The 22,234-nt window shown below is 66.4% G+C and carries 13 protein-coding genes and 2 pseudogenes; 9 read left to right on the forward strand and 6 right to left on the reverse strand.

The features are described 5' to 3' along the window. Window positions 1-321: 321 nt before the first annotated feature. Together Sm713_RS05275 and Sm713_RS05280 are read left to right on the forward strand one after the other, a co-directional pair. Window positions 322-6,120 (forward strand): RHS repeat-associated core domain-containing protein, encoded by a 5,799-nt coding sequence (locus tag Sm713_RS05275; protein ID WP_249416106.1) that lies wholly within the window; start codon window positions 322-324, stop codon window positions 6,118-6,120. Next, window positions 6,117-6,851 (forward strand): hypothetical protein, encoded by a 735-nt coding sequence (locus Sm713_RS05280; RefSeq protein ID WP_212908499.1) that lies wholly within the window; start codon window positions 6,117-6,119, stop codon window positions 6,849-6,851. Before Sm713_RS05275 ends, Sm713_RS05280 begins: the two co-directional genes overlap by 4 nt. Window positions 6,852-7,711: 860 nt before the next feature. Here Sm713_RS05280 and Sm713_RS40135 read toward each other — a convergent pair. Continuing rightward, on the reverse strand, window positions 7,712-7,984 hold the full coding sequence (locus Sm713_RS40135) for a hypothetical protein (protein ID WP_249416107.1): 273 nt from the start codon (window positions 7,982-7,984) through the stop codon (window positions 7,712-7,714). Here Sm713_RS40135 and Sm713_RS41600 point away from each other — a divergent pair. After that, window positions 7,877-8,125 (forward strand): annotated as a pseudogene (locus tag Sm713_RS41600) (AAA family ATPase); the annotation flags it as partial. The gene Sm713_RS40135 and the pseudogene Sm713_RS41600 overlap by 108 nt on opposite strands. Window positions 8,126-8,510: 385 nt before the next feature. Beyond that, a complete protein-coding gene (locus tag Sm713_RS05290; protein WP_212908500.1) occupies window positions 8,511-9,017 on the forward strand; it encodes an ATP-binding protein in 507 nt (168 codons plus the stop codon). Between the two features lie 272 nt (window positions 9,018-9,289). On the opposite strand, the gene Sm713_RS05295 is transcribed toward Sm713_RS05290, so the two are convergent. Next, complete coding sequence (locus Sm713_RS05295; RefSeq protein ID WP_249416108.1) at window positions 9,290-10,618, reverse strand: DUF2079 domain-containing protein; 1,329 nt, start codon at window positions 10,616-10,618, stop codon at window positions 9,290-9,292. 251 nt (window positions 10,619-10,869) lie between these two features. Here Sm713_RS05295 and Sm713_RS05300 point away from each other — a divergent pair, with 251 nt between their 5' ends. Together Sm713_RS05300 and Sm713_RS05305 are read left to right on the forward strand one after the other, a co-directional pair. Beyond that, complete coding sequence (locus tag Sm713_RS05300; RefSeq protein WP_212908502.1) at window positions 10,870-11,553, forward strand: response regulator transcription factor; 684 nt, start codon at window positions 10,870-10,872, stop codon at window positions 11,551-11,553. Continuing rightward, window positions 11,531-13,012: a cell wall metabolism sensor histidine kinase WalK gene (locus tag Sm713_RS05305; RefSeq protein ID WP_249416109.1), complete on the forward strand. Its 1,482-nt coding sequence runs from the start codon at window positions 11,531-11,533 to the stop codon at window positions 13,010-13,012. Before Sm713_RS05300 ends, Sm713_RS05305 begins: the two co-directional genes overlap by 23 nt. Here Sm713_RS05305 and Sm713_RS05310 read toward each other — a convergent pair. The 3 genes from Sm713_RS05310 to Sm713_RS05320 all read right to left on the reverse strand — a co-directional run bounded on the left by Sm713_RS05310 (window position 13,003) and on the right by Sm713_RS05320 (window position 17,186). Continuing rightward, window positions 13,003-14,490, reverse strand: a complete 1,488-nt coding sequence (locus Sm713_RS05310) for an MFS transporter (protein ID WP_212908503.1) — start codon at window positions 14,488-14,490, stop codon at window positions 13,003-13,005. The genes Sm713_RS05305 and Sm713_RS05310 overlap by 10 nt on opposite strands. A 609-nt stretch (window positions 14,491-15,099) precedes the next feature. Continuing rightward, complete coding sequence (locus Sm713_RS05315) at window positions 15,100-16,020, reverse strand: sugar phosphate isomerase/epimerase (RefSeq protein ID WP_212908504.1); 921 nt, start codon at window positions 16,018-16,020, stop codon at window positions 15,100-15,102. Beyond that, window positions 16,017-17,186, reverse strand: a complete 1,170-nt coding sequence (locus Sm713_RS05320) for a Gfo/Idh/MocA family protein (protein WP_212908505.1) — start codon at window positions 17,184-17,186, stop codon at window positions 16,017-16,019. The genes Sm713_RS05315 and Sm713_RS05320 overlap by 4 nt, the downstream gene beginning before the upstream one ends. Window positions 17,187-17,290: 104 nt before the next feature. Here Sm713_RS05320 and Sm713_RS05325 point away from each other — a divergent pair, with 104 nt between their 5' ends. After that, window positions 17,291-18,514 (forward strand): ROK family transcriptional regulator, encoded by a 1,224-nt coding sequence (locus tag Sm713_RS05325; RefSeq protein WP_212908506.1) that lies wholly within the window; start codon window positions 17,291-17,293, stop codon window positions 18,512-18,514. A gap of 780 nt (window positions 18,515-19,294) precedes the next feature. Next, window positions 19,295-19,623 (forward strand): annotated as a pseudogene (locus tag Sm713_RS40140) (hypothetical protein); the annotation flags it as partial. A gap of 112 nt (window positions 19,624-19,735) precedes the next feature. Here Sm713_RS40140 and Sm713_RS05330 read toward each other — a convergent pair. After that, on the reverse strand, window positions 19,736-20,845 hold the full coding sequence (locus Sm713_RS05330; RefSeq protein ID WP_249416110.1) for a cytochrome P450: 1,110 nt from the start codon (window positions 20,843-20,845) through the stop codon (window positions 19,736-19,738). Between the two features lie 539 nt (window positions 20,846-21,384). On the opposite strand from Sm713_RS05330, the gene Sm713_RS05335 reads away from it, so the two are divergent. Then, window positions 21,385-22,218 carry a D-alanyl-D-alanine carboxypeptidase family protein gene (locus Sm713_RS05335; RefSeq protein ID WP_374195959.1) on the forward strand — a complete coding sequence of 278 codons (834 nt, stop codon included), beginning with the start codon at window positions 21,385-21,387 and terminating at the stop codon, window positions 22,216-22,218. The last annotated feature ends 16 nt before the right edge of the window (window positions 22,219-22,234 follow it).

Genomic DNA, 22,234 nt, shown 5'->3' on the forward strand with positions numbered 1-22,234 from the left:
CTGACGGCGTCGGCAACTGAACCGGGCTCCGCAAAAGTGAGTGTCGACTACTCGGCGTTCGCCTCCGCCTACGGCGGCGACTGGTCCGGTCGACTGCAACTGGTTCGACTGCCCGCCTGTGCGCTGACCACGCCGCAGAAGGCTACCTGCCGTACGCAGACCCCGCTCGGCTCGCACAACGATATCGACAGGCAGACACTGTCGGCCAAGGTCGGTCTGGGAGAAGCAAGCAGCAGCACCGGCAGGGGGCGTGCTTCCCGCTCGGCGCCGCGCACTCCCCTCAGGGCTGCCGGCACAACTTCCTCGGCCACGGTGTTGGCCGTGACGGACACGTCAACGGGGGAATCCGCCTCCGGCGCGGGCAACTACGCGGCCAGTCCACTGTCGTCCTCCTCCAGTTGGGAGGCGGGCGGCTCTTCAGGCGCTTTCACCTGGTCGTACCCGCTGCCCACACCGCCGGCCGCTGCCGGCCCGGCCCCCCAGCTGTCGCTGTCGTACGACTCGGGAAGCGTGGACGGTAGGACGGCGTCGACGAACAACCAGGGCACGTTGGTCGGTGAGGGTTTCACCGACGTGGCGTCGTCCTACGTCGAGCGGTCCTATGGCTCGTGTGATGACGACGGGCAGGACGGTAAGTACGACCTGTGCTGGAAGTACGACAACGCCTCGCTGGTGCTGAACGGCAAGTCCACCGAGCTGGTCAAGGACGACACCAAAGGCGTGTGGCATCTGAAGAACGACGACGCCTCGACGGTTACCCACTGCTCCGACGCCTCTCAGGTCACCCCCTGCTCCGGCACCGACAACGACGACAACGACGACGAGTACTGGATCGTCACCACTGGTGACGGTACGAAGTACGTGTTCGGGCTGAACAGGCTGCCCGGTGCGGGCAGCGAGCGCACGAACTCCGTCTGGACCGTGCCCGCGTTTGGAGACGACTCCGGAGATCCGGGCTACGACCAGGGTTCCAGCTTCGCTAACCGGGCCGTCACCCAGGCGTGGCGGTGGAACCTGGACTACGTGGTGGACCTGCATGGCAACGCGATGTCGTACTGGTACACCCCCGAGACCAACCACTACGCCAAGAACGGTGCCACGACCGGCACAGCCCAGTACACGCGAGGTGGTTACCTGACCAAACTCCTCTACGGTCAGAGCAAGGACAGCTTGTTCACCGGTACCGCCTCGGACGAGATCACCTTCCACTACGAGGAGCGGTGCATCTCCGACTGTTCCTCGCTGACCTCTGCCACCGCCTCACACTGGCCCGACGTCCCCTTCGATGCCATCTGCGCCTCCGGAGCAGACTGTGATGCCACTGGCCCGACGTTCTTCACCCGCAAGCGTCTGACCAGCATCGATACTCACGCTTGGTCGGCTACCGCCGGCGCCTACACGGACGTCGACTCCTGGGCGCTTACTCAGGAGTTCATGGACCCGGGTGACATCGGTAACAGCACGGACCAGAGCCTGGTCCTGAAGAGCATCCGGCATACCGGCAAGAACGGGGGGACGATCTCCCTGGACCCGGTGACGTTCACCTACCAGATGCGGGACAACCGGGTCGATGGCTCCAACGACGACATCCTGCCGCTGAGGCGGCCCCGGATTCAGAGCATCACCTCCGAGACCGGTGCCATCGCCAGTGTGACACTGTCGGACCCGGAGTGTGTGCGCGGCTCGAACATGCCGTCGTCGGAGGACAACGACACCAAGAGCTGCTACCCGGTCTACTGGCACATCAACGGAGCCAGTGAGGCTTCCCTGGACTGGTTCCACAAGTATCGGGTCACCGACGTCCTCACCTCCGATCCCACCGGGCTTGGCGAGACGGAGGAGAGCCACTACAGCTACTCCGGTCCGGCCTGGCACTACAACAACGACCCGATCACCCCGGCCAAGGAACGTACCTGGTCCCAGTGGCGGGGCTACCGCACCGTCACCACCCTCAAGGGCGCTTCCAGCGAGACCCAGTCCAAGGCCGTGTCCGTGTATCTGCAGGGCATGGACGGCGACAAGCAGAAGGACGGCACGACCCGGTCTGTCTCGGTTCCGGGCACGGGTTTCACGGGCTTGTCCGTGCCGGAGCAGACCGACAGTGACCGCTTCTCGGGCTTCACGCGTGAACAGGTCACGTACAACGGGACCGCCCCGGTCTCCGTGACGGTCAACTCTCCGTGGTCACAGCTCACCGCGAGCCAGCAGAAGTCGTACGCCAACATCGAGGCCTACTTCATCCGCACGTACAAGACCGAGACCTCGACCTACCTGACGGCGTCCTCCTCCTGGCGCACCCGGAGCCAGACCACGAGCTTCGACGGCTACGGCATGCCCAGCACGGTCCACGACGCGGGCGACAGTGCTGTCACCGGTGACGAGACCTGCACGCGCACCTGGTACGCACGCAACGACAGTCTCGGCATCAACTCCCTGACTTCGCGCACCCGTGTCGTCGGGCGTGCGTGTTCCACGGCCGAGACCGCCCTGGACCTGCCGGCCTCCTCCAGCACCCGCGGCGACGTGCTCTCGGACACGGCGACCGTCTACGACGACACCGACGCCACCGCCTGGACGGCCTCACAGACCCCGACCAAGGGGGAGGTCGACTGGACCGGCCGTGCCTCCGCCTACCCGGCCACGGCCACCGGCGGCGAGCGGAACCCGACCTCGTGGCAGACCCTCACCAGGACCACGGGGTACGACACCCTGGGCCGGCCGGGGAGCGTGAGCGATGCGGCAGGACACACGACCACCACGGCCTACACCCCGACCAGCGGCGGGCCGCTGACCAAGACCACGGTCACCAACGCCAAGAGCCAGAAGTCCAACACGTACCTGGACTACGCGCGCGGCACGACGGTGAAGGCGTACGACGTCAACAACAAGCTGACGGAGTCGACGTATGACGCGCTGGGCCGGGTGACCGCGGTCTGGCTGCCCAACCACCTGCGTGCCGCCCTGTACGGCGCCAACTACACCTACGCCTACTCCGTCACCAACGACGCCCCGTCCTGGGTGTCCACCTCCAGCATCCGTGCCGAGGGCGTCTACGACACCACCTACGCGATCTACGACGCGCTGCTGCGACCGCTGCAGACCCAGTCCCCGACCCCCAACGGGGGCCGGTTGCTGAGCGACACCCGCTACGACAGCCGTGGCCTGGCCTACGAGACCTACGCCAACGTCTTCGACTCCACCACGACACCGTCCGGCAGCTATGCGAGGGCCGTGTATGGCGGTGCACCCAAGCAGAGCGACATCGTCTTCGATGGTGCGGAGCGCCCGACCACCAGCACCTTCTATATCTACGGTGTCAAGAAGTGGTCCACGGCGACGACGTACACGGGTGACTCCAGCGCCACCACTGCTGTCAAGGGCGGCTCGGCGGTCCGCACCATCACTGACGCGTGGGGACGCACCAGCGAGCAGCGTGAGTACTCGGGTGTCGACCCGGCCGATTCCGACTACGGCGCGGGTGTCGGCGGCGCCGAGTACACCTCGACGAAGTACACCTACACGCGCGATGGCAAGCCGGACGCGATCACCGGTCCGGACGGCACGAAGTGGTCCTACGGCTATGACCTGTTCGGCCGCCAGGTCTCGGCGTCGGACCCGGACAAGGGCGCGACGAGCACGTCGTACACGGATCTGGACCAGGTCGCCACCACCACGGACGCCCGAGACACCACCCTCCTGTACGGCTACGACGAACTCGGGCGCAAGACCGACGCGTGGCACACGTCCAAGGCCGATGAGAACAAGCTTGCCAACTGGGCCTACGACACCCTGCTCAAGGGGCAGTTGGATGCGTCGACCAGCTATGTCGGCGGTGTGGCGGGCACGTCCTACACCAGGAAGGTCACCGCATACGACAGCCTGTATCGGCCGACCACCACCCAGCTCGTCCTGCCCTCCGGCGACCCCCTGGTCACCTCAGACGCCGTCGCGGACACAGTGACGTTCTCGACCTACTACAACCTCAGCGGCACCCAGCAGTACATCTCCGAACCGGCCGCCGGCGGCCTCCCGGCGGAAATCGTCAACACCCGCTACAACACCGCTGGCCTTCCCACCACCGTCTCCGGCGCCAGCGGCTACCTGCTGGGTGCCGCCTACTCCGAGACCGGTCAGCCTCAGCAGTTCACCCTGGGTACCTCCGAGGCCGAGGGCATCAAGAAGGCCTACGTCACCAACACCTGGGAGGCAGGAACCGACCGGCTCAAGCAGTCGGCCGTCACCGACCAGACCCACGGCTACGAGCTGCAAGAGCTGAACTACGGCTATGACGATGCGGGCAACGTCACCGCCATCACGGATCCCACCACCCTGGCAGGCAGCGGCAAGGGCGACGACCAGTGCTTCACCTACGACGGCCACCGGCGCGTGACCGACGCCTGGACCCCCGCCACCGCCGACTGCTCCCCTTCCGGCCGCACTACCGCCAATCTCGGCGGCGCCGCCCCGTACTGGACGTCGTACGCCTACACCGACAGCGGTCTGCGCACCACCGAGACCACCCACGCGTCAGCCGGGGACTCCACCAGGACGTACTGCTACGACCCCGACCGGCCCCACGCACTGACCGCGACCACCACCGCGTCCTCGTGCACCGGAGTCACCCCCGCCTACGCCTACGACGACACCGGCAATACCACTGGCCGGCCCAACGGCACCGACACCCAGACCCTTACCTGGAACCCGCAGGGCCAACTCGACACCCTCACCGAGAAGACCGGCTCCGGCACCACCAGGAGCACCACCAGCCATGTCTACGACGCCGACGGCAGTCTGCTTATCCGCCGCAACACCAGCGGTGAGACGGTCCTCTATCTTGATGGCGGCGCCGAGGTCCACCTGGACACCTCCACCGCGGCCCCCAAGTACTGGGCACAGCGCTACTACACCGCCGCCGGCACCACCATCGCCCTGCGCACCAACAAACCCGGCGTGCCGGCACTGACGTGGCTCGCCGCCGACCAGCATGGCACCAGCACGCTCGCCATCACCGGGGACTCCACCCAGGCGATCACCAAGCGCTACGCCACCCCCTTCGGGACTCCGCGCTCCGGCGGCACCGGCACCTGGCCCGACGACAAATCCTTCCTCGGCGCCCCAGCCAACCCCGACACCGGCCTGACCCACCTCGGCGCACGCGAATACGACCCGACCACCGGCCGCTTCATCAGCGTCGACCCACTACTCACGCTGGACCAGCCCCAGTCCCTCAACGGCTACACCTACGCGAACAACAACCCGGTCAGCGCCAGCGACCCCGATGGCAAGAGTGTTATGTGCCCGCCTGACACCGGCCTGTGCGGGGGGTCGAGCGGCCAGGGCAGCAAGGGATCCAGCTCGGCCACCGGGTCCGGAGATTCGCCCGTGGAAGGCAACCACGGGAGCGGAACTTCACAGAGCAGTGGCTGTAACACTGCTTGCCTGAATGCGCTCAAGGCGCTGAGCGAGCGGTACAAGGGCGGTCTCTACAAGTCCCTCGCTGATCAGCTTGTCCAGTATGTGCTGGCCCTCGCTGGAAACACCAGTCCATGCAGCGAGGGTGCGTCTGTGGCTTCGGGAGCGGCTGCCGCCTGCGCAGACCTAAGGGGAGTCGGTTCGGACATGGATATGCTGGACGTGGTCAAGGATTGGCTTTATGGAAAGGGAAACACCTACGTTTTCGGTGCGGGGAGTAAAATCACGCGACAGTTGGCTGGGGGCGAAGGTAACGTAAAGCTTCTGAGGGATCTCGCCGACTCGATATCCAGCAGCGGTTACTCTGCTTCTCCCGACGCGCAAGGCGGCGAGAATTCGTATAGCGATCCTAAAGTTAATTTCCTCAAGGATGTTACGGGAATGGTGACTGGCGGGAAGCGTGGATCCCATATTCCGGAAGCATATATGGGGTCGTATAATGAAATCTACCAGGTGATAAATGTGAACCGCGAGAAGCGAACTTTTACTGTTGCCTTTGCGGCGTACAATGCGACAGGCCATGAGTCGCTTCTGCATCTAGGTCATATTCCGCATACGGGCATTCCGCTTTTCCCTGACAGGGCGGACGGTTATCAGCAGGCTCCTCTCCGTCAGGTCTACTACTGGACGATGGAGGTGGGCGGATGATCTCGAATGTGTATGAAGGGAAAATGCGAGAGCGGATTTCCAGATTTCGCGGTGTTCCGTTTGCGGGTTGGGCTTTTCGGGTCGTTGCGCTTGTTGTGTTGGCGATCGGATTTCTTGGTCTCTGCTCGTTCGAAGTCCCCGCCATGGCGGATATGTCGGACCTTGTGAAGGCTGCGCATGGTGGTGAAGTGTCGGAGGTCTATGTGCGGCATGAAGGCTACGCTGAATTTCGGGTGTTCTGGTCAAGTGGGTACCTGAGGGACTATGAAGCAACCTACAAGTATGAGCATCCTGTGGCTCCTGTGACTCAAGAGGTATTTGTGGCGGACGTGAGGAACAGGATGGGGGGAGAGGGTAAGTTCATATCATTCAAAAATGACGATCGATTTGATGAAATTGGCTTCATTGATTTCTTCCTTCCTGTCCTGCACTGGCGGGTCATGCCATACTTTGCCTGGCCTGTGGCATTCTTCTGCGTGGTGGCACTCGTAGGGATTATTTCTCGGTCTGGCTTGCGCTCGGAGAGTGCGGGTTATTGGTTGCTCCTTTCCTTGGTTTTCGGTTTTGGGTTTCCGGCCTATTATTGGTCGGAGCCCCGGCCTCTTATCCAGTTGCGCAAAGACAGGGTCGACCATGGATCTGTCATGACCGCGCGAAGAGTAGTGGGGGCCACCGCATGCTGGGCGGTACTCGGCGGGGCTGTCATAGCGGTCTTCGTCTTGCGGCGATGAGGCGTGGGTGAGCATGAATATCTGCTCATCAATCGTTCCGTGAATCCGCATTTAGGCGGTTGTTGGCAGCACATAGCTGCGGCCAGAACGACTATGGTCAGCGAGTTGCAGGGATAGGCCGCGGTGCGAGGTGCTCACCGTGAAGGCGAGTTCCGCGCGCCTCCCGCTGCCGCTGGCATTGACAGCTTCCCGATCACGTTTCCAACGTTTATCTCGTTGCTGACGGCTCGAATCGCGCAGGCTGGGGCCGCCAGTGACGGATCATGCATAGCGCTCTGTGGTCGGGCTCTCTGGAGAGGGCTTTGGCTAGCGGAAGTGGCGCTCGCGCGGACTGGGCGCACGGTCCGCGACGGCGCTGGATATGCGCTGGATCCTGCGCCGCAAATCGGCGTTTTCGCAGGTGGCAGCCTTGCGTCCAACGTTCCGGTTCAACGTCTAGTACGTGCCCGGTGCCCTTCGGTAGAGAGAAACCGCAGGTCAAAGGGTATTGGCAGTGGCGTCGTGAGGGGTCTTCGCCGCGTTCCGCAGAACGTTTTGCTGGATTTTGCGGGATGATCTGATGCGGCGTCAGTACGGTGTGCGCTGGTCAGGGCATCGGAGTCGGCCTTGCCGTAGCTTGTTCGGAATGCGGACGTTGGATATCTGCCGGATGTAAGTGATCTTGAAGTGGGTGCGGCGTCGGACTGCCGCTTCGTAGTCGACCGATGGCTGGCGCGTATGCTCGGTCGGCCCGCATCTTCTTGCGCGTGGCCGGGCCGTGCGCGGGCGAGCGTCGGATTGTGTTCCGCTAATCGATCGCCTGATAGACGTGCCATCGACCGTCCGAATGTCCATCACGCTTGCGGCTATATGACCACAAGTTATGCGTCCATCTGACCATTGATCTTGATGGTGGTGGCATCCTGTGGTGCATGGCAATTCGCAATGATCTGGTTCGACGCCACGCCGAGAGCCTCGTGAGCGAAGCGCTCGACGACACTCGCGTGGTCCTGGTCAACGGCGCCCGCCAGGCGGGGAAGTCGACGTTGACCCGCCTGACCGCCGGGCGCCGGCATGATGCCGTCCTGCGCCTGCTCGACGACGCGGCCACCCTGCGGGCCGCGGCGGACGACCCCACGGGATTCGTCGAGCACGAGTCGATGATGCTCATCGACGAGATCCAGCTCGCGCCGGAACTCCTCCGTGCGATCAAGGTGGCCGTCGACCTCGATCCGGCACCGGGGCGCTTCTTGCTGACCGGTTCTTCGCGCATCCTTGCCATGCGGACGCTGCCGGACGCGTTGCCCGGACGTATGGAGGTCATCGAACTGTGGCCGTTCTCGCAGGGGGAGATCAGCGGCGGTCCCGACCTATTCGTCGATGCTGCCTTCACCCACGGTGCCGGGCTGAGTCGCACCTCCACGCTGCGTAAGCGCGACTATCTGGACCGCGCGGTGGTCGGAGGTTTTCCTGAGGCCGTCAAGCGCGCGCCCCGCCGCAGGGCCGCGTTCTTCAACGCTTATCTTTCGACCCTTGTGGAACGTGATGTCCTGGAGCTGGCCAGCATTGAGCGGCACGGTGAGATCCTGAAACTCCTCGGGTTGCTTGCCGGGCGCACCGGAGGCTTGCTGGTCCCCGCGGCGCTCGCCACTGCATCCGGTATCCCCCCACACCACCCTGGTGCGCTACCTGGAACTGCTTGCCTCGGTTTTCCTGATCAAGACCATTCCGGCTTGGACCTCCGGGCTGACAAGGAGGGCGGTGGGTACGGGCAAGCTTGCCTTCGTGGACACGGGGATCGCCTGCCACCTGACGGGTCAGGACGCCGCCCGGCTTGCCGAGCCCGAGGGTGCCGCCGGTGCGATGCTGGAGAACTTCGTCGTCATGGAACTCGCCCGTCAGCTGACCTGGTCCGAACAGCAAGGCCGCCTCTTCCACTACCGCACCAAGGACAAGGTCAAGGTGGACGCGGTCATCGAGACTCCGCGCGGCGACGTGATCGGCGTCGAGGTCAAGGCCGGTGCCACCGTACGCACCGAGGATCTTGCCGGACTGCGCAATCTCGCCCATCTGCTCGGTGACCGGTTCGTCGCCGGATACGTCCTCTACACAGGCCAGCAGACGCTGCCGTTCGGGGATCGGATCCGGGCCCTGCCGATGGATGCGCTATGGCAACTGAGCCCCTGACGCATGAGAGGGCTGGTGCGGTGATCCAGTGGTGTCGTGCCGTTGAGTCAGTTGCTGGATCGGCGCTGGATCGTCCGGCTGCGGAGTTCGCTCAGTACACGACCGGCACTGCACGTCAACGGTTCCTGGACGCGTCCCCGTCCTTCGACTGTCGGTGAGAACTCCGGATCGGCCCCATGGGCAACCAGGCCTTTCTGCGGTTACGTTGGGCAACGTAGGCCCTGTGGCGTGCCCGCGGTCCGTCGCCGTCGCGGAACACGCATGGCACCCGTTCACCGTGTCCTCCGGAGCAGCAGGTAGCCCTCCCGGTCGATCACTGTCCGGTATCCCTCCTCGCGGGTCTGGTTGATCAAGTTTCTCTCCTGTACCGGAGTGATCGGCCACCCCTGCGGTGTCGCGGTGTCGACGACCACCCACTGGGGGAAGGGGCGGTTGTTCGGATAACCGAACACGGTCACCTGGTCATGGCTTGTGAGTTGAGGAGCGAGGCGGTTGGAAGCCGCGACGGAGGCACCGTCGGGAATGCCGGCCAGGATTCGGCGGGCTTCGGTGACGCGAGGGCCGGTCCTCCAGGTGTCGCCGTGCAGCAGCTGGCCGAGAGGGTACTGAGGGACCAGCAGGACGCTGACGACACTGCACGTCATCAGTGCGTGGTACCGCGTGCGGGGCTCAGAGCGCCGTAGAGCATCAGCGAATGCGAAGAACACGATGGGCATCAGCACCGCGCTGTAGTGGTACCCCGTGCCCCAGAAGGCCGGGTTGTCGGAGAGCAGCCGCCACGCCAGGGTCGGAACACCGACCGGCATCAGGGCGGAGCGCAGTGCAAAGAATGCGGTGGGCGCGAGAAGCATCACCAGCATGGTGGCTTTCGGCTCCGGCGTGATCAGACCCAGTGTGACTCTGTCCAGCAGGTCTCCCAGGCCGGTGCCACCCGGGGGAGTTTCCATTTTCCCCCAATAGGTATAACTGCCCGTCTGGTTGAAAGCGGGTATGACGACAAGGATCTCAAGTGCGCTGCCCAGGAGACCGGATGCCGCGAGCCCCAGACCGAGACGCCGAGGGCCGCGCCACGCGATGACCGCGCCGATGGCCGCCACGCTGAGCCCCAGGTCCTCCTTCACCGTCAGAAGGGGAAGAGCCCACGCGGCGGCTGCACGCCACCGGCCCTCGCCCAGAGCGGCGAGGCTGAACGCCAGCAGGGGTACGGCAAAGGCCACTTCGTGGAAGTCGAAGCCGACGGTCTGGGCAATGCCCCAGGAGGTGCCGTAGCCGAAGGCCAGGACTACGGCGGCGCGCCGGCCCAGGGAGTGCTGGGCGAATCGGCCGAGCGGCACGACGGCCAGGGCCAGCAGCCCGGCCTGGGCGAGGAGCAGGGTCACGGGGGTGGGCCACAACCGGTAGACCGGTGCCAGAAGTGCCACGACGGGGGAGAAGTGGTCGCCCAGGAGCGGGAAGTCGGGCCCCTTCAATTCGGCGACCGGTAGGTGACCGTGAGCGTAGGAGCGCACCGCTTGTTCGAAAATCCCCAGATCGTAACCAGTGGTGAGCATCCGCAGGTGCAAACGTAGGGACAGTGAACCGTAGAGAGCGAACAGGAGCACGGCCGCAATCCAGACCCAGCCCGTTCCTGATCGCTCCGGTTCGCGGGGTGCGGAGTCATGAACCGTTTGCCCGGGCCACCATGCAGACGTACTCGGGGCGGACGCGGAGGTCCTCGGGACGGACATGGATGAGCAGGCCTTTCGGTCGGCGGGAATGCCGATACCGTGCCTGTCGCGTCCTGATCGTTGCCTGATCGAACCTGACTTCGCGATCAGGAACCCTCGTGTGCACCTGTGTAAGGCTGTTCGTCATGCGCATCCTGGTAATCGAGGATGAGATAGAACTCGCACAGACCCTGCGGACGGGGCTGTCTGCCGAGGGCTACTCCGTCGACCTCGCCTGTGACGGTCGTCAGGGACTGTGGATGGCTCGCACCGGTGACTACGCCCTGATCATCCTGGATCTGATGCTCCCCGGGCTGAATGGCTACCGGGTGTGTGCGCAGTTGCGTCGTCAGCAGATCAACACACCGATTCTGGTACTCACCGCCAAGGACGGTGACTACGACCAGGCCGAAGCGCTGGACACGGGTGCGGATGACTACCTGAGCAAGCCCTTCTCCTATGTGGTGCTGGTCGCACGCCTGCGGGCCCTGCTGCGACGTCCATCCGCCGCGGGACCGCTGGTCCTGGCGGTCGGAGATCTCTCGTTGGACGTGACAGCCCGCACCTGCCAGCGGGCCGGGGCAAGGATCGCCCTCACCCCCCGCGAGTTCGCCGTTCTGGAAGTACTGGTCCGGAACGCCGGGCAGGCCGTGAGCAAGGCGGACCTGCTCCACCACGCGTGGCCCGACGAGGCCTGGGATCCCAATCTCGTCGAGGCCCGGATCAGTTCCCTCCGGAGAAAGATCGACATGCCTTTCCGGCGGAGATCCGTCGAGACCGTGCGAGGGACCGGTTACCGGCTGGTGGATGACGATGCGCGTGGTCGGTGAGATCGTGGGGCGCTTCCTGCCGCGTTCGGTCGGCGCTCGCACCGCCTTGGCTGCCGCCGTCGCGGCGTCCTTCATCCTGGCCGGCACGGGTTGGTGGGCGAGTCGACAGCTCTACGACCAGAGGATCAAGGCGACCATCAGCCTTGCCGAAGATCAGGCCGACACTCTTACGAACCAGCTGTACCAAGGCGCCGCACCGAGTGGGTTCGGCAAGCTGCCCTACGAGATCGTGGTCTCCGGCCGGCCGGCGTCCGCCGGGTGCAGCGGGGACCTGGCTGCCCTCGGCTCGGACGTCAGGCACGTGCTACCAGCCCCTGTCGCAGGCCGGTGGGATGTCTGGTCCCTGCGTACCGTCCATTTCCCCGGGTCGGCCGCGGGTGGACAGGGTCCCCTCGAAGGCCACACGTTCCAAGCTCTCACAGCCGATGTCCAGGCTCACGACCTCGGCCACGCCAAAGCTGCTGCCATCGGAATCCGTGACAACGCACTGCTTCGCATCTACGTCGTGATCACACCTTTCGATGCCGAGGCCGCCGTTGCCTCAGCCACCCGCATTCTGCTGCTTGTGGGTTCCGCAGGGGTGGTGTTCGTCGCCGCCGTCGCCTACGCGGCCGCCAAGCACGCGTTGCGTCCGGTGGAGGCCATTCGTGCCCGCACGGCCTCTGTCACCGCCAGCGATCCTCGCGAGCGCGTGGAGGTCCCTCCCACCCAGGACGAGATCGCGGCGCTCGCCGTCACCATCAATGCCACGCTGGATCGTCTCGGGCAGGCGGCGGCTCAGCAGCGGCGGTTCATCGCGGACGCCGCGCACGAACTGCGCAGCCCACTCACCACGCTCCTGGCCAGCCTGGAGGTCGCTCTCACCTACCCTGATCAGACGGACTGGCCCAGTGCCGTCGGCACCGCCGCCAGGCAGACCCGCCGGTTGCGGTCGCTCACCGAAGACCTCCTGCTGCTCGCCCGCCTCGACGCCCGTGTACCTGCTGGGCCGGACACCATCGTCGACCTGAGAGAGCTGGCCACCACTCTCGCCGGTCAGGTCCTCCCGGCCGAGCGCCACCTCGCCATCGAGTGCGACGCCCGTGAGACCGCCCTGGTTCGCGGACGTCCCGACGAGTTGGAACGCCTGCTGCGCAACCTCCTGGACAACGCCGTTCACCATGCGTTTGACCGTGTCCTTCTCAGCGTGCGCGCGGAGGACGAAGGCGTTGTCGTGGCCGTTGGCGATGATGGCCCCGGCATCCCCTCAGCAGCACGTGAGCACATCTTCGAACCTTTTGCCCGCCTTGAGGACGACCGCTCCCGGGTATCCGGCGGCACCGGCCTGGGTCTCGCCATCGCGCGCGACATCGCTCACGCCCACCACGGCACGCTCACCGTCGCCGACAGGACATGTGGCACGTGCTTCCTCGTGCGACTGCCATATGCGGGTGAGGCGACGAGCGGGGATCACGTTTGAGACGCCCCACCGATGGCCGAGAGCGGCGGTGTGATGTCCTCAAGCGGTTTGCCTTCCGCGGCGATGGCGAGCCGCATGGCTGTGACCGCTCCGATGATCATGAGTGCCGCACCGATGGCATAGCCGATGAACAGCTTGCCGGGTTCCGGATGGTCCTTGTCGATGAGCAGACCGTAGAAGAGCGGAGCGGCTGCACCGACGAGTTGGGAGAGGGCGACGAAGACCGCGATCGCCTGGGCGCGTACCTCAAGCGGGAAGCTCTCGCCGACGGTGACCCAGCCGGCCGACGTGCCGGCGGAGGCGAAGAAGAAGATGACGACCCAAGCGGCGGTCTGCGTCTCCGCGTTCATGAGGCCGATCTTGAAGATGTACGCACTGATCGCGAGCCCCACGCCGGCGATGAGATAGGTGCCGATGATCATCGGACGGCGTCCGACGGTGTCGAAGTAGCGTCCCAGCACCAGGGGCCCGATGAGGTTTCCGAGAGCGAAGGCCAGGCCGTACCAGGGAAGACTGGTGTTGGGGACGTCGAAGAAGATCTTGAGGACGGCCGTGTAGGTGAAGTAGATCGCGTTGTAGAGGAACGATGATGTGATCATCATGGACGCGCAGAGGATGAACCGGCCGGGGTACTCCCGGAACAGCAGGCGTGCCAGGGTGAGGTAGTTGTAACGCTTGACGGGCCGGATCTCCAGCGCTCGCTCGGGATCCACCTCCGGCAGTCGGTGGCCGGACTTGACCACCTCGCGTTCGATGAGGTCGAGATTCGCTTCGGCTTCGGCAGCCCGCCCGTGCATGATGAGCCAGCGAGGGCTTTCGGGGAGGTTGCGCCTGACGAACAGGATGACCAGTCCGAGCAGCGGGCCGAGCAGGAATCCCAGCCGCCAGGCCAGATTGGGGTTGTCCGCCGAGAACCTGTCGTAGATGACCACTTCCATCAGGGTCGCGAAGGCCGCTCCCGCCCAGTAGGAACCCATCATCCCGATGTCCGCCCGCCCGCGGTGACGGGGCGGTACGAGCTCGTCGACCGCGGAGTTTATGGCTGCGTACTCGCCGCCGACGCCCAGACCGGCGATGAATCGGGTGGCGTACAGGTAGATCACCCATCCGATGGTCGCGCCGGCCGTGGCCGCGGTCAGGCAGGTGCCGACGAGATAGACCACAAGAGTGATCATGAACAGGTTCCGGCGCCCCCATTTGTCGGCGAAGGAGCCGAACACCAGCGCGCCGACGACCTGGCCGAGCAGATAGGCACTGGCCATGGCCCCGACCGCGGCGGCCGACAGGTTCAGCGTGTCGTGATCGGTGAGGGCGCCACCGACGACGCTGGCGATGGTGATCTCCAGGCCGTCGAGGATCCATGCAACCCCGAGCGCCACCATCATCTTGGTGTGGATGCGTGACCACGGCAGACGGTCGAGTCGGGCCGGTATCAGACTGCGTACGGCAGGGTGGTCGGGTTCTGCTGAGACGGGCATGAGCCGTACCTCGCTTCGTTGCGACGGAATGTGTGCGGTCCGGCCGGTGGTTCACACGCCCTCGGGAAGGCAGGACGGGGGAGAGTGAGCACCGCCGTGTGTGTGAGGCGGCACGGGCCCGGCAGGCGCCTGTCGGGACAGGAGGATCAGGCCGCGGTGGTGGGGCCGCGCAAGGGATGCCGTCGACGGGCCCGGTGAGATGAGCCGACGGTGTTCGTCCGCACACACCGCCTGCAGTGTGCGGACCTGTGGTGTGGTGCCAGGAAGCCGGTCACGGTCTGGTAGGGCCCGGGACGGCATCAGAAGAAGCCGGAGGGACGGCGAGGTCATCGCCCCTGCTACGGCTTGGGTGGAGTTGCTCGGCGCCTGGGTCAGGCACCTGCAACCCGATGGAGAGGTGTCACCACGAGGGAGTGGGGTGCGCCGGTTCTCGCCGTTCGCGCGGAGTCCCGTAAGGAAAGCGGGACAACGCCTGTCCAGGCGGTATCAGTCATGTCGGACACCTCCTTACCGGGTGGTGCAGCCCGCTGTCGCGGGAAGAGCGGAGAGAGCGGTCGTCCTCGACGACGGCCCTGCCAGCCAGGGCTTCGACGGAAACGATGTGCCGTGTCAGGCGACGATGAGCGGCCGAAGCGTTCGGCGGGCGATTTCGAGCCCTTGTTTGATCTTGGCCTCGGACCCTGACCACACCGGGTCCTCGTGCTCGACGGAGAGCGTTCCGGTGAAGCCGTGTTCATAGAGGGCGTCGACGACCGTACGCCAGTCGACCTGCCCGCGGCCTGGCACGCGATAGCGCCACCAACCGGTGTCCCAGGGTTCGGGACGGTGCACGCTCTTGCCGAAGAAGCCGTACCGGTCGATCGCGCCCGGCAGGATCTCCAGGTCCTTGGCCTGGGCGTGCACGATGCGGTCCGCGTACGGTGCGATGGTCCTGACGGGATCGATGCCGAGCCAGGTCAGGTGCGAGGGGTCCCAGTTGAGGTAGAGGCCCAGCGAGAACATCCACTCCCACAGCTCGGGAGAGTAGGCGAGGTTGCCGGGGTAGCCGTCCGGGTGCCAGCCCTCCATCACGCAGTTCTCGATGATGATCCGCACATCGCGTTCGCCGGCGTAGTCGACGATGCCGGCGAACACCGTCTCGGCATCGGCGAGATTGGCGTCGACCGGACGGGTCCAGTCGCGGCCGATGAAGGTGCCGACGTAGGGCACACCCAGCAGGGCGGCGGCGTCGACGGCAGCCTTGAGGTGATCGTGGATCTCCGCTCGGCGGATCGGGTCCGGGTGCAGGTTGTTCTCGTAGTAGGCCAGGGACGAGAGCTCCAGACCGTGGGCGTCGAGAAGGGCGTGTGTCCTGTCGGCGACCTGGGTGTCGAACCGGGCCACAGGGAGATGGGCGGCCTGGTGGCCGCGGCCCTCGGTGTCCGGCCATACGGCGACCTCAAGTGCGTCGAACCCGGCGCTGCCCGCCCAGGCGGCGATCTCCTCCAGTGAGAGGTCGGGCAGGCAGGCGGTGAACAGGCCGAGGTTCATGTGGTGCTCTCCAGGTGGCTTGCGGTGTCGATGCGGGTCCAGGCGGAGACGGCGTGCGATCTGAGCACGGCGTCGACGAGACGCGCCGAGCGCAGTCCGTCGACCCCCGTGGGGAGTCCGTCGGGCGGCGCTGCGTCGATGGCGGCATAGGCGTCGGCGACGAACGCCCTGAAGCAGTCGACGTAGCCGAGGCCGTGGCCGGCCGGCAGGCGGGAAAGGCGCCGTTGCGCGCCCGAGCCGTGGTCGGGATCGCGCACGATGACGCGGGACTCCTCGACTCCGCCCAGCCAGACTTCCTCCGGCCGCTCCTGGTCGAAGACGGCGCTGGCACGGGAGCCGTCGAGTTCGAACCACAGCCGGTTCTTACGCCCTGCCGAGACCTGGGAGACGGTCAGCGTGGCCAGCACACCCTCCGCGGTGCGCAGGAGCAGGGCGGCCACATCCTCTGTCTCCACCGGAGCGAGGACGGTCGGCTCATCGGGTGACTCGCCGGCGCCGACGCCGCTGAAGCTCGCCGCGGTGCCCCGTGGCCGCATGCCGATCGTGGTGCCGAACCGGGCGACGACCTCGGTGAAGCGGACCCCGGCGACCCACTCGACCAGGTCGCACCAGTGGGAACCGATGTCGGCGAACGCACGCGAGGCACCACCGGCCACCGGGTCCACCCGCCAGGAGGTGGCCGCCTGGTCGAGCATCCAGTCCTGGAGATAACTGCCGTGCAGGACCTGCCAACCGCCGAACTCGCCGGCGAGCCGGCGAGCGCGGATCTCGTGTACGAGGGGGTGGTAGCGGTATGCGAAGGGCACGGCGAGTACGAGGCCCTTCGCCTGCGCGAGGCGAGTGACACGTTCGGCGTCCGCCACCGAGGTCGCCATGGGTTTCTCGCACACCACGTGCTTCCCGGCCCGCAGCGCGGCTTCGGTCTGGTGGGCGTGCAGAGCGTTGGGCGTGCAGATATGGACGACATCGATCCGGTCGTCGCCCAGCACCGCCTCGAAGTCCGGGTAGCCGATTGGAGCGTCCCACTCCTCGGCGACCTGGACAGACCGCTGCGCGCTCGAAGCGAGGACTCCGCGGACGGTTCCACCGGACGAACGGATGGCCGCTGCGTGCACGGCACCGATCATTCCGACACCCACCACCGCGGCACAGTGTTGGCTACTCATGAACACACCTGTACGTTCAAAGAAGATTTCCATGCTACTTACAGCACGGGTCAGCATGATTAAGGACGTTGACTGACGCAAGCTGTCGGATTTAGTTTTCTAGTATGCATAAAGATGGTGGTTCCCAGGCTCGCCGGGCTCAGCGCCCGGCTCCTCCACTGGAACGGCTGGGCAAGATCCTGGACCTGGTGGCGAGTGGAGGGGCAACCAGCCGGGCCGAGATCGCCCGGCGCACGGGACAGGCCCGCTCCACGGTCAGCCAGCAAGTCGACTACCTGCTCGAACGCGGACTGGTCGAGGAGACCGAGGCCAGGGAATCCTTCCGCGGACGCCCCCCGACGATCCTGGGCATCAGCCCTGGCGCGGGCATCATCGCGGTGGCCGACATCGACACCCACACCACCCGTCTGGCCCTCGCCGACCTCACCCGCCGCGTCCTCGCCGAAGAGGTGCTGGACCTGGAGGTGGAGGCGGGCCCGGAGAGCGTTCTCGCTGCCGTCGACGAAGGGCTTCAGAGGCTGCTGGCCGCACAGCAGGTCGATCGCAGCAAGCTCTGCCAGGTCGTCTTCAGTCTCCCGGCACCGGTCGATTTCGCGCACGGATACGCCGTCCGCCCGCCCCTCCTGCCCGGCTGGGACGAGTATCCGGTCGCCGCTCACATGCGTGACGTGCTCGGAGCCGATGTCATCGTCGACAATGACGTCAACCTCATGGCCCTGGGGGAAGCCAGCCTGGACCATGCCGAGGCACCGTTGGTGTTCATCAAGATCGCAGATGGAATCGGCGCCGGCCTGGTGACCGCCGACGGCACCGTGCACCACGGAGCGGACGGCGGGGCCGGCGACATCGGACACATCCGCGCCTTCAACGGCGGTGACACGCTGTGCCGGTGCGGAAAGACGGGCTGTCTCGAAGCCGTGGCCTCCCATCGCGCCGTACTGGAAGACCTGAACATCCTCGGCTCGTCGGGCGGGGATCCGCGCGAGGCCGCCCAGGCCCTCGCCCGGCGTGTGTCCAGTGGGGACCCACAGGCGCTGCGGCGCATCCGGCAGGCGGCGACGGAGATCGGAGAGGCGGTCGCCTTGCTCGTGCACATCTACAATCCCCGGACGCTCATCCTCGGCGGCCCGCTCAGCGAACTGCGTGACGAGGTCCTCGCCGGAGTGCGAGCCATCGTCTACGAACACGCCCTTCCCCTGGCTACCCGGAAACTGGTCATCACCACCTCACGGCTCGGCGCTGACGCCGGGACAACGGGAGCGATCGCACTCGCCGCCAGAATGGCCTTCAGCGAGCAACGGCTTGCCAACCTGCTGATCGATGCCTGACCAGTGTCCGGTCATGTATGCGGGTCGGCAGCGAAGACAAATGCCTGACCGGTTACGGCTTTGCGTGACCCTGCCGGGATTCGCGGACGAGCCAGTCTCTCGCCCGTGCGGACGAGCCGGAGGCAGCGGTCACTTCTTCGTGCCGCCGCCGGGAGATTCCTGGCTTGACGCGTTGTTCCCAGCCTGAGGGGGTTGTGTCACCCGGTGGTGGCCCCCAGCGGTGCGTGGGTCCGCGCCCTCGCTGGATCCGTGCTGGATGACGTCCACCATTGGCCCGTTTACGCAGATGACAGCGCTGCCTTGGACGTTCCGGTTCAATGTGTAGTGGCTGACTCGTCACTACGTTGCTGATCTGGCAAACGTACAGGTCAGAGAGGGATCGACTCTTCGGGGTCGGGCCCTCGGTCTCTCCCCGTGCCGGGACGGTGCCGCGATAGCTGACCCTCGTCATCTCGTCGTGGAGTACTTCAGCCCGCCGAAGGTCGACCCCGTAAATCCGCAAATCCGCGTAAGAGCTTCCTCGCTGTGGGGCCGAATCGCCCATTGTCCTGGGAGCCCGACTCCGTGATCAGCCGGACTCGGTCCCGGCCGAGCCTCGCATGGCAGCACACGGTTTACGCCGGGGTCTTCGCTGCGTGGCTCGACCGGTCCGGTACCGCAGGCCGGAGGGACGTCGGTCCACGACCCGTGACCGTGAGCGACGCTCGGCGGAGCGTCGTACTAGCGTCAATGTTGCTAACGTTGACGTTACCAACATGGATGGGCTTCGGTAGGCATGATGGGCTTCGGGCCTTCACCGACATCGCCCGCGCGGCTGGCGGGATCGGTGCCACGCCGCTGCAGCGAGCGCTGGAGCTGCTCACGGACAACCGGATCGTCGCCGCGGAGCTGCCCGTGTCGCTGCGTCCGTCGAAGGACCGGACCGCGCCCCCATTGCCAAGGAGCTGCGCTTCCTCGGCTCCATCAAGTGGCTGGAGCAGTCGCCCTTCGACCGGCACGATCTGGCAGCTCTCCATCGCCGCCCGTGTCCGCCACCCATCGCGGTCCACTGCGGCGACCCTGTCGCCGACTTCACCCAAGTACGTCCCCATACCGCACCGGCAGGCTGACCGGGCCGCGCATCATGCCGGAAGGGATCCAGGCGATCTCGTCCAGCGGGACCGCCGCCTGGAGGTCCGGTACGCGGCGCAGTAGCGCCCCGAGGGCGATGGTCGCTTCGAGTCAGGCCAGCGGGGCTCCCAGGCAGTGGTGGATGCCGTGGCCGAACGACAGGTGCCGGGCGGTCGGCCGTGACACGTCGAGCACGGTCGGGTCCTCACCCGCGGCCATGGGGGCGTCGCGGCTCGCTGACGACAGCGCGACCACCACCACGCTCCCACGGGGAAGGAGCCGGCCGCCCAGTTCGAGGTCCTGCGAGGCGAAGCGGTGTGTCGTGGTCTCGACGGAGGTGTCGTAGCGCAGGAACTCCTCCACCGCTTTGGGCATGAGGTCCGGCGTCCGGCGCAGCAGCCGCATCTGTGCCGGATCGTGCAGCAGCGCCAGGACGGCGTTGCCCAGGAGGTTGACCGTGGTCTCGTGCCCGGCGACGACCAGGAGCAGGCAGGTGCCGACGAGTTCCGCCTCGGTCAGGGACCCGTCCTCGTCGTCGCGAGCGGCGACCAGCGCCGAGATGAGGTCGTCCCCCGGATGTGTCCGCTTCTCCTCGATGAGCTGCGACAGCAGGCCGTGCAGGCTGGCCAGCGAGCTGCGGTGGCTGTCGGCGATGAGGTTGAGCGCGTCGCTGGTCCACAGCCGGAAGTTGTCGCGGTGTTCCTCGGGGATGCCCAGCAACTCGGCGATGACGGTCACCGGGAGAGGCGCCGTGAAGGATTCGACGAGGTCCCCGGTGGTGCGCGAGGCCATGGCATCGATCAGGCCGTCGGCGATCTGCTGGATGCGCGGAGCCAGGTCGGCCGTGCGGCGTGGGGTGAAGGCCCCGGAGACGAGCCGCCGCAGTCGGGTGTGCTCCTTCCCGTCGGCCTCCAGCATCTGGCCGCCGAGCCCCACTCCGGGCTGGTTCAGAACGTATCCGGCGGATTCGAGTGTCTCGGCGGCCGGGGAGGGATCCTTGAGCAGCGCCGGATGGGTCAGAGCCTCGCGCGCCAGGTCGTAATCGACGACCAGCCAGCCGTCGATGCCCGACGACAGCTTGGCCCGGTGTATGGGCCCGATCCTCCGCAATGCCTCGTACCGCCTGGGCGCGTCCGCCTTGAAGGCAGGATCGAGCCGCACGGACGTGTCGCCCGCCCGAACACCTCCTTCGGCCCCATGAGGATGGTTCCTGTCCGTCATAACCGGCTGTCCTGTTCTTCGTTGAGCGGAGCGGCCGGGCAGACTCGAGCCCCGAACCCGCTGCCTATTGCAGCACAGAGGGCCCGTTGGACCGGAGGGGTGGGCCCGCGGCCGCCCGCCGACGGGCCGCCAGCGGACGGGCCACCGGCGGACGCGCGCAGCGGCGCGACACGGCTGGTACACGACGGATGACCGGCCGAGCGGTACCCGACCCACGACCGGGGCCGGGCGGACATGCACTCCGGCCAGAGTGGTCGGCGCGCGACACCTCGCGCGTCCCTCACGGAGGTGCCTTGCCCATGTGCCCTGATCGTGTTCCCGGCGTACCTGACGCAGCTCGGCCGGACCCGGCGCCGGGGCCACCGCCCGGGGACCATCCGTGGCTCCCCGTCCACCGACCGGGCCGCCCACGGGCGCGGCGCACCGCTCCCCTTGTCGCCGGTGGCCTGGCCCTGGTCGTCCTGGCCGGCCTCGGTGCCGTCAGCGGGCTCACCTCCGGCAGTGGCCGCTCGGGCACCGGCGCGGGCAGGACGCCGACCGTGAGCTCCCCGGCGGCGTCGCTGCCCTGGCCGCGCGAGGGCCAGTCGAGCATCCTGGTCGAGGGCCTCGGTGAACACGGTGAGCTCGGTCCGAAGGGCACGCGGAAACCCGTGCCGATCGCCAGCGTCACCAAGGTGATGACCGCCTACGTGGTCCTCCGCGACCACCCGCTGGAAGAGGGTGAGGCAGGCCCCGGCATCCCTGTCGACCAGGAGGCCGCCGGCGAGCCCCTGTCGGGCGTGGAATCGGCCGTGCCCGTCATCGAAGGACAGCGGCTGGGCGAACGGCAGGTGCTGGAGCTGATGCTGATCCCCTCCGGCAACAACATCGCCCGGATGCTGGCCCGTTGGGACGCCGGCTCCGAGCAGGCGTTCGTCAGGAAGATGAACCGGGCCGCTCACACCCTGGGCATGGACCACACCACCTACACCGGGGCCAGCGGCTTCGAGCCCACGACCACCAGTACCTCGGCCGACCAGCTCAAGCTGGCCGAGCAGGTCATGCGGGACGGCGTGTTCCGGTCCGTCGTCGCCAGGACCCATGTCGAGAAACCTGACAGGTCCGGCTCACTGCCCAACACCGACACGCTGCTGGGCACGGACGGCGTGATCGGCATCAAGACCGGCTCCAGCACCCCTGCCGGAGGCGCCCTGATGTGGGCGGCCACCGCGCCCGACGGCAGCGGACGGCAGCGGCTGGTCCTCGGCGTCGTCCTCTACCAGCGCCCCGGCACCAGCCCTCAGGAGGGCCTTGAGGCCGTCCTTGAGAACAGCCGGGCACTGATCCAGGGCGTGCGCCGGTGGCTGTCGGCAACCGAACCCGAAACGCGATGAGGCCCCCCGCTTGCGG

This window comes from Streptomyces sp. TS71-3, from assembly GCF_018327685.1.
Taxonomy (GTDB): Bacteria; Actinomycetota; Actinomycetes; order Streptomycetales; family Streptomycetaceae; genus Streptomyces.

Bases quoted from the DNA above. Each gene is read 5' to 3' on its own strand.
- Sm713_RS05315 (WP_212908504.1), bottom strand. From the start codon at position 16,020: ATGAACCTCGGCCTGTTCACCGCCTGCCTGCCCGACCTCTCACTGGAG.
- Sm713_RS05325 (WP_212908506.1), top strand. From the start codon at position 17,291: ATGCATAAAGATGGTGGTTCCCAGGCTCGCCGGGCTCAGCGCCCGGCT.
- Sm713_RS05330 (WP_249416110.1), bottom strand. From the start codon at position 20,845: ATGACGGACAGGAACCATCCTCATGGGGCCGAAGGAGGTGTTCGGGCG.
- Sm713_RS05300 (WP_212908502.1), top strand. From the start codon at position 10,870: ATGCGCATCCTGGTAATCGAGGATGAGATAGAACTCGCACAGACCCTG.
- Sm713_RS05320 (WP_212908505.1), bottom strand. From the start codon at position 17,186: ATGAGTAGCCAACACTGTGCCGCGGTGGTGGGTGTCGGAATGATCGGT.
- Sm713_RS05280 (WP_212908499.1), top strand. From the start codon at position 6,117: ATGATCTCGAATGTGTATGAAGGGAAAATGCGAGAGCGGATTTCCAGA.
- Sm713_RS05310 (WP_212908503.1), bottom strand. From the start codon at position 14,490: ATGCCCGTCTCAGCAGAACCCGACCACCCTGCCGTACGCAGTCTGATA.
- Sm713_RS05305 (WP_249416109.1), top strand. From the start codon at position 11,531: ATGACGATGCGCGTGGTCGGTGAGATCGTGGGGCGCTTCCTGCCGCGT.